Below are 14,493 nucleotides of genomic sequence, written 5' to 3'. Positions count from 1 at the left end.
GAGCAAGGAGAGAACACAATGAGAATCGCAATCTCCGCTCTGCGCCGGCTGGTTGCCGGGCTGCGTGCAAGAGGCCGGCAACTTGGCCTCGCCGTCCTTGGCCTGACGGGGCTCGTCGGCAGTGCTGTGGCCGAGCCGCAGCTCGAGAAGACCGAGATCCGCTATCAGGGCTGGGCCGGGCAGGTCACCTTTATCGAGCTGGCCGACGATCTCGGCTATCTCGCGCCGCTGAAGCTCAAATGGGTCGGCAACACTATCAGCGGACCGCAGGACATCCAGACCGTCGTCACCGGCGATATCGACATCGGTGGCGCTTTCTACGGCGCGATCATCAAGCTGATCGCCGCCAAGGCGCCGATCAAGGCGGTGGTCGGCTATTACGGCTCGGACGACAACACCTACAGCGGCTACTACGTGAAGGAGGATAGTCCGATCAAGACCGCGCGGGACCTGATCGGCAAGAAGGCCGCGGTCAATACGCTGGGAGCGCACCATGAATTCGTGCTGCGCGAGTACCTGGCTCGCAACGGCCTGACGCCGGCGGAGGCGAAGCAGGTGACGCTGGTTGCGATCCCGCCGGTCACCGGTGAGCAGGCGCTGCGGCAGGGGCAGGTCGAGCTTAGCACGCTCGGCGGCGTCCTGCGTGACAAGGCACTCGAGCGCGGCGGCATTCGGCGGCTGTTTGCGGATACGGACGTCTTCGGGAACTTCACCGGAGGGGCCTATGTGCTGCGGGACAAGTTCATCAAGGACAATCCGAACACGTCCCGCAAGCTGATCGAAGGCGTGTCTCGTGCCATCGACTGGGCTCAGTCAACGCCGCCGGAGGAGGTCCGCGCCCGCTTCGAACGCATCGTCGCGGATCGCAAGCGCAACGAGGACGCCACCCCGATCAAGTACTGGAAGAGCACGGGCGTCGCGACCAAGGGCGGCGTGATCGGCGATGCCGAGCTCCAGGTCTGGATCGACTGGCTGGTCAAGGATGGCTTGCTGAAGCAGGACCAGCTCAAGCCGTCGGATCTCTACACAAACGCGTTCAACTATTTTCGCCCGGGCAAGACCGCGGAGGCCAAATGACCACGGCCAAGATCCGCTTCGAGCATGTGCGCAAGGAATTCCTGGTCCGCGGCAAGGATGGCGGGCCGGTGCAGCGCTTCACCGCCCTGGAGGACATCACGCTGGACGTTCGGGCCGGCGAGTTCCTTGCGCTGGTCGGCCCGAGCGGCTGCGGCAAGTCGACCCTGCTGGACCTGCTCGGCGGCCTGACGACGCCGAGCAGCGGTCGCATCCTGCTCGATGGCAAGGTCATCGAGGGTCCGGCGCGCGACCGCGGCATCGTGTTCCAGCGATATGCGCTGTTTCCATGGCGCACGGCCGCGCAGAATGTCGAGTTCGGGCTCGACATTGCCGGCCTGAAAGCCAGGGAGCGGCGGGAGAGGGCGTTGTACTATCTCGATCTGGTCGGTCTGTCCGGCTTTGCCGATCGTTATCCGCATGAGCTCTCCGGCGGCATGAAACAGCGCGTCGCGATCGCCCGCAGCCTTGCCTACGATCCGGAGGTGCTGCTGATGGACGAGCCGTTTGCGGCGCTTGATGCCCAGACGCGGGAGACTCTCCAGGGAGAGCTGCTGCGGATCTGGCGCAGCACGGGAAAAACCATCCTGTTCATCACGCACGGCATCGATGAGGCCGTCGTCCTCGGCCAGCGGGTTGCGGTGATGACCTCGCGTCCCGGCCGCATCAAGCAGATCGTCGACATCCCCGAGGAGCTGCATAGCGAGACCGAAGACGTCCGCTCGCTGCCAGAATTCGGGCATGTCAGGCATGAGGTGTGGTCCCTGCTCCGCGACGAGGTATTGAAGGTGCAAGGCTCTCAGGTGGCGGCATCGAGCGGCGAGCGGGGCGCAAAGGCGAAGGAGCTGGCCCATGTCTAATCTGGAGATCCTGACGCTCCTGGAGTTGGCCGAGGGCAGTCCCAAGGACCGGGCCAGACAACGCGCCGGCGCGCTCTCCGCGGCAGCGGGAGGCCTCGTGCGATGGTTCAGCGCCATCGGGCAGCGATCGCTGCTGCTGCTGTTGTTCCTGACCGTCTGGGAGGCCGCCCCGCGGCTCGGGCTGGTCGACGTGACGTTCCTGCCGCCGTTCTCCGAGGTGATCGCCGCGGGCTGGCAGCTCGCCCAGACCGGTGAGCTCTACGACGACGTCGGTGCAAGTCTGCTTCGAGCCCTGAGCGGCTTTCTGATCGCCATTGCCCTGTTCGTGCCGTTGGGTGTGCTGACGGGATGGTACGCCCGGCTTGGCGATCTCCTGAACCAGATCATCGAGATCGCGCGTAACACGGCGCCGCTGGCGTTGCTGCCGGTCTTCATCCTGCTGCTCGGGATCGGCGAGCTCTCGAAGGTCACCATGGTGGTCTACAGCTGTGCCTGGCCGCTGCTGCTCAATACGATCGCTGCAGTCCGCCAGGTCGATCCGCTTCTGGTCAAGTCGGCACGAACGATGGGCGCGACGCCCAGCCAGCTGTTCCAGTGATCCTGCCGGCGTCGCTGCCGACGATCTTCGTCGGCATACGCTTGGCAAGCGCCTCCGCGATGCTGGTCCTTGTCGCGTCCGAGATGGTCGGTGCGAAATCAGGGCTCGGCTATCTCATCATCAACAGCCAGTACGGCTTCCTGATCCCGCAGATGTATTTCGGCATCCTCGGAATCACCGTGATCGGCCTCGCCTTCAACGCAATCCTCGAGGCGCTGGAGCGCCGTCTGATGCGCTGGAAGGCGTCGGCCGTCTAACCCTGCTTGTTGCGGGCGGTGGCCTGCGTCAAAATAGTCGATATTCTCGCCGTCGAGATCGAACTGCCCATAGTGGCGTGGGAACAGCGCCTCGGTCAGGCCGTCCAGGATGGCTTGAAGGGCCTCGCGCGATGGCGCGCGGCGCGCCTCGCCATCCCGGCGGATGCTGTGGGTCTCCTCGCGGGAGACGCGGAGCGCGGCGACGAGCTGTTCGAGCTGCCAGCGCTTTTGCGCCGGGCTATCGCGCGCCTCATCGTCGTATGGCTCGCGGGGCATTTCGTGCTTCATGCCGCCTCACCTGACATGTGCCAGCGGAATGCTGATCTCGGCCAGCAGGTCGAGGTCGAAATCGTGCTTGACCTCGATGTACTGGCCGTTCCAGTACACCAGCCCGGAGAGCTGGGGCGACAGCTCGAAGCTCAAAAGGCTGCCGACAATGATTCCATGGGAGTAGCGCTCAATGATCTCCTCGACCCGGCATTCAACGGTCGCCAGCAAGTTTCCGAGCAGTGGCACGCCCGAAGTCCCGGCGGACCAGGGAATGCCCTCGAAGCGCTGTGGTCCCTTGAGGCGGCCGTCGCTGAATCGATCCGCCAGATCCTGCTGATCAGAGCCGAGGATATTCACGCCGAATGTACCGAAGCGCTCGATCAGCGCGAAGGATGAGGCCTGCCGATTGACGCTGACCAGCACACGCGGCGGGCTCGCACTCAGCGAGGTCAGCGACGTGACCGTCATCCCCGTGATGTCGTCGTCGCGGCCCGCGGTGATGATGCTGACGCCGCCTGCGAGGCGGCGCATCACGGCGCGAAATTGGTGTTCGATCTCGTTGCTGTCAGTGACGAGATGGATCTCCGACCTTCCCATGTCCGGTTCTCCTGTGTCGGACCGCCGAATGAAGGCCCCTTCCTGCCTAGAAGAAGCCCTTCGCCGGCAGCGGCGTGCCGCTGATTTCGTACTGGCCGATCGAGCGCGCCTTGTAGGTGGTGGGATTGTGCGAGGACAGGGTCCGCGCATTGCGCCAGTGCCGGTCGAAATTGGTGACCTTCTTGGTCGCTGACGCTCCGCCGACATCGAACAGCAGGCTGCCGCCGCGGATCGCGAAATCGTCAGCGACGATCTTGGCTTTGGCCGAGAGCAGGGCGGCGGTGTGGGCGGCCTCCGCGGCGTTCGATGCGCTCGCGTCAAAGGCATCGGTGGCGATGTCGAGCGCTTCGGCAGCCGCCAGCACCACGGTTTCCGCCGCAAACGCACCGCTGGCGATCTGGCCGACGGTCTGCTGAAGCAGGGGGTCGTCGGTCGAGATCTCGGTCGGCGCGTAATAGAAGGTGCGCTTGCGGGAATGGATCAGGGCTGTGGCGTCGCGCAGGGTTGCGCGCGCAATGCCCGCAACGATCGCGGTCAGGAACAGCTGGGCGAACGTGTTGGAGTAAGGCACGCCGTAGCCCGTCTCGGGCGTGTCGAAGACGATCTCCCGGCGTTTGACCTTGACGTTGCGGAAGTGCGTGGTGCCGGTCGCGGTGAGCCGCTGGCCGAGCCCATCCCAATCGTCGACCAGCTCGATGCCGTCGCGCTTGATCGGAACGATCGTTGCGCCGCTGGTGCCGTCAGGATCGGCCGCGCGGACGAGGACGTAATCCGAGTACAGCGTGCCGGTGCTGTAATATTTGGTGCCGTTCAGCAGGTAGTCGCCGTTTCCATCGGGCGTGAAGGTCGTCCCCGGCGTGACGTTGCCGACGCGCGGGCTTTCGAGCTCGGTGGTGGCGAGCCCGATGATCGCGCCCTCGGCGACGGCCTTCTGCCAATCGCGGCTCTGCTCGTCCTTGGGCGTGCGCACCAGCCGCTCCACCACGCTGAAATGATTGCGCAGGATATGGGCGACATTGGCGTCGGCCTCGCCGAGGCGGACGACGAAAGCGAAGAGATCGCGGATCGTGCTGCCCGCGCCGCCGGCGCTCACGGGCAGCCGCAAGGCGCCGAGACGGGCGCGGCGGATGAGATCGATGACCTCGAAGGGCAGCACGCGATCGCGTTCCCGCGCGCTCGCACCTTGGGCGATGTGGTTGAGCAGCGCCTCCAGCTCCGGTGATGCGGTCTTGAGCGGCTCCGATTTTCCGAGGGAGGGAGCGGGCACGGTCTTGTTCATGATTGGCCTGTTGGTCACGTTCTCAGAGCTGGGCGAGATGGTCGGTCACCTTGACCGGCTCGGGCAAGACCTTGCGGGTGACGAGCCAGTCGGCGGCTTTCCGCAACTCGCTGATGAACCGCTCGTCGTTGACGGCGAAGTAGCGATATTGGCGCTTGAGCGCGATGAACTGGTCGCGGACCTCGTCGCTGTACTTGCCGGCTTTCTGGGCGATGTACTCGGCCTCCTTGCCGTTCTCAGAGATCCACTTGCCTTCGGCACGGAACGCATCGTTCACGGCGCGGACGAGGGCTGGGTTGTCGGTCGCGAATTTGCGGGTGGTGAGGTAGGACGTGTAGTCGATCTGGAAGTCGAGATCGCGCCCCTCCAGGAAGATGTTGTGCGCCTTGTATTCGAGCCGGGCGATGTCGACGCCGGGGCTCCACATCGACCAGGCGTCGACCTTGCCGGAGGCGAGCGCTGGCGCCGCATCCGGCGGATTGAGATAGACGAACTTCACCGCGGAGCGGTCGACCTTGTGCTTCTCGAGCGCGGCGACCAGCAGGAATTCGCCGAGGCCGGAGCGGTTGACCGCGACTGATTTGCCGACAAGGTCTTCGACCTTGTCGATGCCGGAGCCATCCTTGGCGATGATCGCCGTGGTGCGGGGCTCGTAGACCACGAACTGGGTGAACACAAGCGGCGAGCCGGCGATGATCGCAGCCAGCGCCGGCGTCGTGCTGCCGCCGAAGCTGAAATCGGCGCTGCCGCCGGTGACCGCCTGCAATGTCGGAGCATGGTTCGGGAAGGGCCCGAGCCATTCGACCTTGATGCCGTCCTTGGCCAGCACCTTCTCGAACTCGCCGCGCTCCTTGGCGATCAGATTGAGGCCGCCCAGACCCCACGTCAGGCGAACCGTGTCGGTGGTCCGGCCAGGCGCGGCCTGGGCGAATTCGCTGATATTCATGCCGGCGAGCGCGCCAATTCCGAAGGCTGCGGAGCCGAGAAAGCTGCGCCGGGATGATTTGGCGATTGAGGAGTCGGACATATTTGCCTTCCGGATGAACTAATTGGGAGAGTGGGAAACCACGCCAAGCTCGCCGAGGAGCTCGGCGCGCGAGATGGGTATCGAGCCGTCACGCACGGCGCGATGCTCGAAAGCGATTGCGCCGTTGCGCATCACCAGGATCCGATCGGCGAGCGCAATTGCCTCATCGACGTCGTGGGTGACGAGCAGAACGCCCGGCTGATGATTGGCGACCAGCTCGCGAACGAGCTCGTGCATGCGGATGCGGGTGAGCGCATCCAGTGCGGCGAACGGCTCGTCGAGGAGCAGAAGTTCGGGCTGCTGGACCAGGGCGCGGGCAAGCGCGACGCGCTGGGCCTGTCCGCCGGAAAGATTGCGCGGCCAGTCGTCGAGACGGTCGCCGAGACCGACCTCGGTCAGTGCTTCGGCTGCGCGTTCGCGCGCGTCCGGCACCTGCAAGCCAAGCGAGACGTTGCGCCAGAGACTGTCCCAGGGCAGGAGCCGGTGCTCCTGGAATACCACCGCCGGCCGGCGCGGCGCCACGATGCGTCCGCCCTGGATGGAGTCCAGACCTGCGAGCGCCCGCAGCAATGTGGTCTTGCCGCAGCCGCTCTCGCCCAGCAAGGCAACGAACTCGCCTCGTTCGATGCGCAGGTTGAGCTTCTCGATGACCACGCGGCTGCCGTAGCTGCGCACGAGATTGCTGACGACGACGGCCGGTCCGGTTTCGAATGAAGCGGCCGATAGCGGAGCGACGTGAGCATTCATCGTGCTGCCCCGTAATTCGGGTGCCAGGCGAGAAAGCGCCGTTCGAGGAAGCGTGCAATTCCGTCGGCTGCGACGCCAATAAGCGCATAGATCACGATCGTCAGCACGATGACGTCGGTGCGCAGGAATTCACGCGCGTCCATGGCGAGAAAGCCGATGCCCGACTGTGCGCCGATGGTTTCGGCCACGACCAGCGCAAGCCATGCCGTCGCCAGCGCATAGCGGACCCCGGTCAGGATCGACGGCAACGCGCCGGGAAGGATGATCCGGTGGATCAGCTGAATGGAGCTCAGGCCCTGCACGCGGCCGAGTTCGAGGAGTTTCGGGTCGACCTGGCGAATACCGAGGACCGTGTTGATGTACATCGGGAAGGTGACGCCGAGCGCCACAAGGAAGATTTTTTGCGTCTCGCCGACGCCAAGCCAGACGATGACCAGGGGAAGCGCTGCCAGAAACGGAATGGCCCTGATCATCTGCACGCTGCGGTCGATTGCGGCTTCGGCGATCTTTGAGAAGCCGACGAGAATGCCGAGGCCGCCACCGACGGCCGTGCCGATCGCGAATCCCGCGGCGGCCCGCAGCAAACTTACGCCGAGATCGTTGAGCAGTGTCCCCGTGGTCGCGAGCTTGAACGCGGTCCGGATCACCTTGCTCGGTGCGGGCAGGACTTGCGGCGAGAGCCATCCCGCCTGCGCCAGCCATTCCCAGATGACGACCAGCACCACCGGCGCCAGCCACGACAGCAGCTGAAGGCCGCGCCTGCCAAGCTTGCTTTTCACAGCGGTCGAAGCGAGTGCGTTGCCGCCGTTTTGCGAGGATGGCGCGCTGTCCGCACCGATCACGCTGCGGCCGACACTGCTCAGTTCCATATTGCTCAAGACGCGAGACCTCGTTTCACGCACTGCATTTGATGCAAGAAGCGTGACGGCAATCACCTGCCGTCTCCGCAAAATGTCCCACGAAATCGGGCGGACAGAAATAGAGCGGTATTTCAATTGTCGTCGGATCCGGAGTGATCTGCTGTCGCCGCCGCGTGGATGCGCGACAAAGAAAATCTTTTGATGCAAGTCTGCTTGAACTTGCGCCGGCCATTGGCGAGAACGCTCAAAGTCGAGAGAGTTACGGGAGAGCACGATGACGGCTGGACCTCTTCGCTTCGGCATCTGGGCGCTGGTGCATGGGCCACGTGCCGCGCATCAGGACCCGGAAGAGCCCTATGATGCCTCCTGGGAGCGCAATCGGGATCTCATTCTCGCTGCCGAGGAGCTTGGCTACGACTCGACGCTGATCGCGCAGCACACGATCAATCCGCATCAGGAGGATCTCGATCAGCTCGAAGCGTGGAGCGCTGCCGCTGCGATCGCCGCGCTGACGCAGCGCATCGAGATCATCGCCGCGATCAAGCCGTATCTGTATCACCCCGTGGTGCTCGCCAAGCTGGCGCTCGGCATCGAGAACATCAGCCGCGGCCGGTTTGCGATCAATCTGGTCAATGCCTGGAATCGTCCGGAGCTGGAGAAGGCGGGGATCGGCTTTCCGGAGCACGATGCGCGCTATGCTTACGGCAAGGAATGGATCACAGTCGTGTCCCGTTTGATGGAAGGCGAGCGCCTTAATTTCAGCGGAGATCACTTCAATGTCTCGGACTATGCGCTGCGACCCACCAGCCTCTACCGCAAGCGGCCAGCCATCTATGTTGGTGGCGAGTCCGAGCCGGCGCGCGATCTCGTCGCCGGCCATGGCGACGTCTGGTTCATCAATGGCCAGCCGCTCGACGATGTCGCCGGATTGATTGCCGATGTCGCGGCGCGGCCGCGCGGTGCAGCGCCGCCGTTGCGCTTCGGTCTGTCCGCCTTTGTCGTCGCGCGAGAAACCCGGGAGCAGGCGCAGGTCGCCTATGAGCGGCTGCTCAGCCTCGCTGCAAAGGATGCGCCGATGAAGGCGATCCAGAAGCAGAACACCGACCCCAAGGTGGTGATGATGCAGACCATGCAGAAGACGTCGCGGGTCGGCAGCAATGGCGGCACGGCCGCGGGGCTGGTCGGCAGTTACGAAGAGGTCGCCGAACGCATCGAAGCGTTTCATGCCGCGGGCATCGAACTGTTCATGCTGCAATTCCAGCCGTTCGAGGCCGAGATGCGGCGATTTGCGCTCGAGGTGATCCCCCGTGTGCGGGCGAGGCAATCGACTGGGCCTTCCGAGCGGCTGGCCCGGTCCCTGGGGTAAGTCAGGCGAACGAAACCTCCGGCGCCCGGTTCGCGAAGCGGCTCGCCGGTCGCGCAAGACCAAAATGATCGCGGAGCGTCGTGCCGGTGTATTCGGTCCGGAACAGGCCGCGTTTCTGAAGGATCGGCACGACGGTGTCGACGAAGGTCTCGAGCCCCGTTGGCAGGACATCCGGCATCAGGTTGAAACCGTCGGCAGCGCCGGCCTTGAACCAGGCTTCGATGTCGTCGGCGATCTGTTCCGGCGTGCCGACGATGATGCGGTGGCCGACACCGCCGCCGAGCGCACGGAGCAACTGGCGAACGGTGAGATTGCCGCGCCGGGCGAGGTTCACGGTGCCCTGGAACATCGTGTGATTGGCGTTGACCGGCAGTGGCAGCGGATCGGGCAGGGGCTTGTCGAGTTCGAGCAGCGCAGGGTCGATCTGGAGCGTGCTGGCCAGTCGCGCCAGGCTGTATTCGATCGGCACCAACTCCCAGAGCTCATCCTGTCGCCGCTTAGCCTCGACCTTGGTGCTGCCGATGACGGTGGCGAGTCCCGGCAGGATGACGATCGAACCGCCAGAGCGCCCATAGGCCGCGGCACGCGCGCGCAGATCGCGCGCATACGCCACGCCTTCCTCGATCGACTGGGCCAGGGTGAACACCGCCTCGGCATAGGCCGCCGCGAAATCGCGTCCGTCATTCGATCCGCCCGCCTGCACCGTGACCGGTCGCCCCTGCGGCGAGCGCGGGACGTTCAGCGGTCCGGCCACCGAATAATGCGGGCCGCGGTGCGCGATCGGATGCACTTTCGACGTATCGACAAATCGCGCGCTGGACTTGTCGCCGACGAAGGCGTCGTCCTCCCAGCTGTCGAAAAGCGCGTGGACGATTTCCGTGAACTCCTTGGCGCGTTCGTAGCGGGCCTTGTGCTCCAGCGCACCCGAGAGGCCGAAGTTGCGGCTTGATGCGGCATCTGCCGTGGTAACCGCGTTCCATCCCGAACGTCCACCACTGGCGTGGTCGAGCGTCACGAAGCGGCGCGCGATATTGTATGGTTCGTTATAGGTCGTGGATACCGTGCCAATCAGGCCGACGTGCGTTGTCACGGCCGCGACCGTCGCCAGTACGATTGTCGGCTCCAGCGACGTGAACGACCGGTAGTCGATGCGGTCGTTCACGGCCGGCGAATCCGCCAGAAAGATTGCGTCCAGTTTGCCGCGCTCGGCAATTTGCGCCACCCGCACATAATGACCGAGATCGAAGAATGCGCGCGGATCGCTGTCCGGCAGGCGCCAGGCCGACGGATAGACGCCAGAGTGAAGCAGGTTGACGTTCAAGTGCAGCTGGCGTGGCGGCATGGGAGTTCCGACGGTCAGCGTGGTGTGCGATCGCGATGTGCAACAGGGGCGGCTGCCGGAGGTCAGGACCCCTTCGGCGACCAGATCTTGATGGTGCTGGTGTCGATCTTCACGGGGATCAGACCTTCAGCTTGGAACGCATCTGCAATGCGCTGCTGTTCTGACAGGCCCGCGCCGGTGACCGCGCCCACCCGGTAGGAGCGGTGGCTGTTGGCCTCTTCGACGGTCGCCGCATCGATACCCCAGAGCCCGGCTAGCAACGTGGCGGCGTCCTTCGGCTGGGCCTTCACCCATTTGCCGGTCTCGGAGAGTTTTGCGAAGATCACGTTGAGCACTTCGGCATGCTTGTCTGCATAGGCTGCCGAGGCGAGATAGTAGCGCTTGTAGCTCGCAAGGCCATTGCTGCCGTCGGCTAGGATGCGGCCCTTCGTTTGGTGCAGGGCGCTGGTCAGGAACGGATCCCAGGCGACCCAGGCATCCACATTGTTGCTGACGAAAGCCGCGCGGCCGTCGGCCGGCGTCAGATAGGCGGGCGTGATGTCCTTGAAGCTCAGCCCGGATTTCGCCAGCGCCGCGAGCAGCAGATAGTGGCTGCCGGCGCCCTTGGTCACCGCGATCTTCTTGCCTTTGAGATCGACAATGGTCTTGAGCGCGGAGGATTGCGGGACGACGATCGCCTGCGCCGCCGGCGAGGCGGCTTCCTCCGCGACATAGGCGAGTTTGGCGCCGGCGGCCTGAGCGAAGATCGGCACGGTGTCGGCGACGTCCGCACCGAAATCGATGCTGCCGATGTTGATGGCTTCGAGGAGCGGCAGGCCGCTGGTGAATTCGTGCCAGGACACCGTGATGCCGAGCGGCGCCAGAGCCTTCTCCAGCTCCCCGTTCGTCTTCAGGATCGCCGTAAGGGTCGAGGATTTCTGAAAGCCGATGCGGATCTCCTCGGACATCGCGGGCTGAACGGACGCCATGGCGAAGAAGCCGAGCGCAGCCGCGGCGAGGGCCCGCAGGCGGGAGGTGGGGCGAGACATGAACAATGATCCTGAAGCTGAGCCGCTTTGGCGACGCGTTTTATCAACTGCAGCACGCAATGTGCGGGCAATCGAGGCCGCGTTGCAATTTCAGAATACGGCGCTGTTGGAGAACGAAGCGTTCCCGGTCGGACGCAATCCGAGAACGGAATTTTCCATGCTATACGGCTCGTCGCCTGAAATCGGCCGCCCAGCTATTCGGCGGCGTCGGACCGAAGCGTGGCGACGGTCGAAGGCGAGCGCCGAAAACTCGCGCCGGGATGTGTCGCGTGCAGTCGTGGACCTCGTCCCGGGAAAAGCTTTTCGCGCAGCGTGCCGTCGCGGTAGGCGGTCTTGTAGACCCCTCGCGACTGCAGCTCCGGCACCACGAGATCGACGAAAGCGTTCAGCGATTCCGGCGCGACCAGGCGGAACAGATTGAAGCCGTCGACGTCGGTCTCGTCAGCCCAGGCGATCAGCTCGTCGGCGACGTCCTGCGGCGAGCCGACCACGAAAGGCGACCGGGCGCCGGCGCGGCTCAATCTGGCGAGGTCGCCAATATTGACCGGCCGGTCGCTCCGGACCGTGAAATTCTCGACCATCGATTGGATCGCGTTGCTCTCTACATATTCGATCGGCTGGTCCGGCCGATAGGTCGAGAAGTCGATACCGGTCCAGCCTGACAGCAAGGCGAGCTGGCCGGCCTGGTCGACATGCCGTGCGTAGTCCTCGAGCAGATCATTTGCCTCGGCCCGCGTCGGCGCCACGATCACGGTCGCGCCGGCAAACAGGCGGATGTCGTAGGGATCGCGGCCATAGGCCTTGGCCGCTTCGCGTATCTCGCGGACGGCGCGTGCCAGGATCGGCTTGGTCTGGCCGTTGAGAAAAATCGCTTCCGAATGTTGGGCCGCGAAGGCGCGGCCGCGCTTCGAGGTGCCGGCCTGATACAGAAGCGGCGTTCGCTGCGGCGAAGGCTCGGCGAGATGAATGCCATCGACCTTGAAGTAAGGGCCCTCATGCCGAACCCGGTGGAGCTTTGCGGGATCCGTGAAGACGCGGCTGCCGCGATCGCGGCGAACCGCATCGTCCTCCCAGCTTCCCTCCCATAGCTTGTAGGCCGCGGTGAGGAAGTCCTCGGCCGCGTCATAGCGATCGTCGTGAGCGCGGCCGGCCGAAAGCCCCATGCCGCGCGCGCCGCTGTCGAGATAGCCGGTAACGATATTCCAGCCGATCCTGCCCTTGGTGAGATGGTCGAGCGTCGAGAACGTGCGCGCGAGTTGATAGGGATGCTCGAACGTCAGGTTCGATGTGACGCCGAAGCCGAGATGCTTGGTGACGAGCGCCATGGCGGACACGAGCAGGGTCGGGTCGGCGTTGGGCAGCTGCACAGCGTGCAGGGCGGCGGCATCGGCAGTGCCGCCATAGACGTCGTACACGCCGAACACATCCGCCAGGAAGATGCCGTCGAGCAGTCCGCGCTCTGCGGTCTTGGCATAATCGACCCAATAATCGAGCGTGTTGTAGTCAATGGACGCGTCGCGCGGATGAGACCACAGGCCAGCCCAATTGTGGCTCGGCGCGGTCATGTTGAAAGCGTTGAAGCGCAGCTCGCGCGGTCTCGTCATGGTCTGGCCCGATCGTCTATTGCGAAGCACATCCGCTGTGCGTGACCGTTTTTAACATTTTGTGCGAGCGAGTTTGTTTTCAATTCGGCGAAGGCGCGGAAACAAACGCGTTGCGAGGCGGCGATGATGCAGCACGCGCATCGCTATTTTTCCGACACGCTCGACAGAGGCGGAATCCGGCCGCATCATTTTCGTCGACAAGTATGGCGAGCCGCGCACAGCGCTCGCTTTCGGGATCGAAAGGGAATTGCAGATGACGTTGGAAACCCGGAATTTCGAGACGCTGGCATTGCATGGTGGATCGTACCGCACCGACCCTGCCACCGGCGCGGTGGCGGTTCCGATCTACCAGACCACATCGTTCCAGTTCGAGAACACCGATCATGCCTCGCGTCTGTTTGCGCTCGAGCAGCTCGGCCCGATCTATACTCGCATCGGCAATCCGACCCAGGAGGCGTTCGAGACGCGACTTGCCGCGCTGGAGGGCGGAGCGGCCGCCCTTGCCGTCGCCTCGGGACAAACCGCCTCGGCCTTCGCGATCTTCAATATCGCGCAAGCCGGCGACAACATCGTGTCGTCGACCGATCTCTACGGCGGGACGTGGACGCTGCTCTCGCAGACCCTGAAACAGTTCGGCATCGAGGTGCGGTTCGTCTATCCGGCGGACCCCGAGAATTTCCGTCGCGCGACCGATGCGAAAACGCGGGCCTATTTCGGCGAGACGCTCCCGAACCCCAAGCTGAACGTGTTTCCGATCAAGGAAGTCGCGGATATCGGCCGTTCGCTGGGCGTGCCGCTGATTCTCGACAATACGGCCTCGCCCCTGATCGCGCGACCGTTCGAGCACGGTGCCGCGGTGGTGGTCTATTCCACGACCAAATATATCGGCGGCCACGGCACCGCGATCGGCGGCGCCATCGTGGATGGCGGCAATTTCGACTGGGCTGCCCATGCCGAGCGCTTCCCGCTGCTGAACAAGCCCGACGAGGCCTATCATGGCGCGATCTGGACCGAGGCCGCGAAGCCGCTCGGTCCGATCGCCTACATCCTGCGGGCTCGCGTCAAGCTGCTGCGCGACCTTGGCGCGTCGATCGCGCCGCAAAATGCCTTCCAGTTCATCCAGGGTCTCGAAACCCTGCCGCTGCGCATCCGCCAGCACAACGAGAACGCGGTGAAGGTTGCGAACTTTCTCGCCAAGCATCCTTCGGTGTCGAACGTGATCTTCCCCGGCCTGCAGAGCGGAGAGAACAAGCGCCGGGCCGACGCGTATCTGAAGGGTGGCTACGGCGCCCTCGTCGGCTTCGAACTCAAAGGCGGTATCGAGTCCGGCCGGCGGTTCATCGATGCACTCAAGCTGTTCTATCACGTCGCCAATATCGGCGACGCCCGGTCGCTGGCGATTCATCCGGCATCGACGACGCACCAGCAGCTTACCCCAGCCGAGCAGCTCGCCGCCGGCGTTACCCCCGGTTACGTCCGCCTCTCGGTCGGGATCGAGCATCCCGACGACATCCTGGCAGATCTCGGCCAGGCGCTGGCGCAAACCGACGCCGGTGCGCGCAAGGCCGCGTGAGACGCGTCATC

14 protein-coding genes are annotated in these 14,493 nt (G+C 64.4%); 6 read left to right on the top strand and 8 right to left on the bottom strand.

The window, feature by feature from the left end; all coding sequences use genetic code 11:
• Positions 1-18 precede the first annotated feature (18 nt).
• Genes ACVJ19_RS39565 through ACVJ19_RS39550 form a run of 4 tightly spaced genes read left to right on the top strand, consistent with a single transcriptional unit; the run spans position 19 to position 2,789 of the window.
• Positions 19-1,077: an ABC transporter substrate-binding protein gene (locus ACVJ19_RS39565; RefSeq protein ID WP_453954446.1), complete on the top strand. Its 1,059-nt coding sequence runs from the start codon at positions 19-21 to the stop codon at positions 1,075-1,077.
• A complete protein-coding gene (locus ACVJ19_RS39560; protein ID WP_453954445.1) occupies positions 1,074-1,934 on the top strand; it encodes an ABC transporter ATP-binding protein in 861 nt (286 codons plus the stop codon). The genes ACVJ19_RS39565 and ACVJ19_RS39560 overlap by 4 nt, the downstream gene beginning before the upstream one ends.
• Entirely contained in the window at positions 1,927-2,532 is a 606-nt protein-coding gene (locus ACVJ19_RS39555; RefSeq protein ID WP_453954444.1) for an ABC transporter permease, read from the top strand. Before ACVJ19_RS39560 ends, ACVJ19_RS39555 begins: the two co-directional genes overlap by 8 nt.
• Positions 2,529-2,789 carry an ABC transporter permease gene (locus ACVJ19_RS39550; RefSeq protein ID WP_453954442.1) on the top strand — a complete coding sequence of 87 codons (261 nt, stop codon included), beginning with the start codon at positions 2,529-2,531 and terminating at the stop codon, positions 2,787-2,789. Before ACVJ19_RS39555 ends, ACVJ19_RS39550 begins: the two co-directional genes overlap by 4 nt.
• A 294-nt stretch (positions 2,790-3,083) precedes the next feature.
• On the opposite strand, the gene ACVJ19_RS39545 is transcribed toward ACVJ19_RS39550, so the two are convergent.
• The 5 genes from ACVJ19_RS39545 to ACVJ19_RS39525 are packed head-to-tail and all read right to left on the bottom strand — an operon-like array spanning position 3,084 to position 7,578.
• On the bottom strand, positions 3,084-3,656 hold the full coding sequence (locus tag ACVJ19_RS39545) for a flavin reductase family protein (RefSeq protein ID WP_453954441.1): 573 nt from the start codon (positions 3,654-3,656) through the stop codon (positions 3,084-3,086).
• A gap of 46 nt (positions 3,657-3,702) precedes the next feature.
• Positions 3,703-4,935, bottom strand: coding sequence for an acyl-CoA dehydrogenase family protein (locus ACVJ19_RS39540; protein WP_453955301.1), 1,233 nt, complete (start codon positions 4,933-4,935; stop codon positions 3,703-3,705).
• Positions 4,936-4,957: 22 nt separating this feature from the next.
• Positions 4,958-5,962, bottom strand: a complete 1,005-nt coding sequence (locus ACVJ19_RS39535; RefSeq protein WP_453954440.1) for an NrtA/SsuA/CpmA family ABC transporter substrate-binding protein — start codon at positions 5,960-5,962, stop codon at positions 4,958-4,960.
• Between the two features lie 18 nt (positions 5,963-5,980).
• Entirely contained in the window at positions 5,981-6,709 is a 729-nt protein-coding gene (locus tag ACVJ19_RS39530) for an ABC transporter ATP-binding protein (RefSeq protein ID WP_453954439.1), read from the bottom strand.
• Positions 6,706-7,578, bottom strand: a complete 873-nt coding sequence (locus ACVJ19_RS39525) for an ABC transporter permease subunit (protein ID WP_453955300.1) — start codon at positions 7,576-7,578, stop codon at positions 6,706-6,708. The genes ACVJ19_RS39530 and ACVJ19_RS39525 overlap by 4 nt, the downstream gene beginning before the upstream one ends.
• Before the next feature lie 265 nt (positions 7,579-7,843).
• On the opposite strand from ACVJ19_RS39525, the gene ACVJ19_RS39520 reads away from it, so the two are divergent.
• Entirely contained in the window at positions 7,844-8,935 is a 1,092-nt protein-coding gene (locus tag ACVJ19_RS39520) for an LLM class flavin-dependent oxidoreductase (protein ID WP_453954438.1), read from the top strand.
• Position 8,936: 1 nt separating this feature from the next.
• Here the strand turns inward: ACVJ19_RS39520 and ACVJ19_RS39515 are convergent, their stop codons facing one another.
• The 3 genes from ACVJ19_RS39515 to ACVJ19_RS39505 all read right to left on the bottom strand — a co-directional run bounded on the left by ACVJ19_RS39515 (position 8,937) and on the right by ACVJ19_RS39505 (position 12,909).
• Complete coding sequence (locus tag ACVJ19_RS39515; RefSeq protein ID WP_453954437.1) at positions 8,937-10,277, bottom strand: LLM class flavin-dependent oxidoreductase; 1,341 nt, start codon at positions 10,275-10,277, stop codon at positions 8,937-8,939.
• Positions 10,278-10,339: 62 nt separating this feature from the next.
• The gene (locus ACVJ19_RS39510; RefSeq protein ID WP_456739506.1) at positions 10,340-11,305 is read right to left on the bottom strand and encodes an aliphatic sulfonate ABC transporter substrate-binding protein; all 966 of its coding nucleotides are present in this window, start codon (positions 11,303-11,305) and stop codon (positions 10,340-10,342) included.
• A 194-nt stretch (positions 11,306-11,499) separates the two neighbouring features.
• A complete protein-coding gene (locus tag ACVJ19_RS39505; RefSeq protein ID WP_453954436.1) occupies positions 11,500-12,909 on the bottom strand; it encodes an LLM class flavin-dependent oxidoreductase in 1,410 nt (469 codons plus the stop codon).
• A 253-nt stretch (positions 12,910-13,162) separates the two neighbouring features.
• Here ACVJ19_RS39505 and ACVJ19_RS39500 point away from each other — a divergent pair, with 253 nt between their 5' ends.
• The gene (locus ACVJ19_RS39500) at positions 13,163-14,482 is read left to right on the top strand and encodes an O-acetylhomoserine aminocarboxypropyltransferase/cysteine synthase family protein (RefSeq protein WP_453954435.1); all 1,320 of its coding nucleotides are present in this window, start codon (positions 13,163-13,165) and stop codon (positions 14,480-14,482) included.
• Positions 14,483-14,493: the final 11 nt, after the last annotated feature.

It is taken from the genome of Bradyrhizobium sp. USDA 376, from assembly GCF_054063675.1.
Note: the sequence above shows the minus strand (reverse complement) of the source record. Positions and strands in the feature narration are given on the sequence as shown.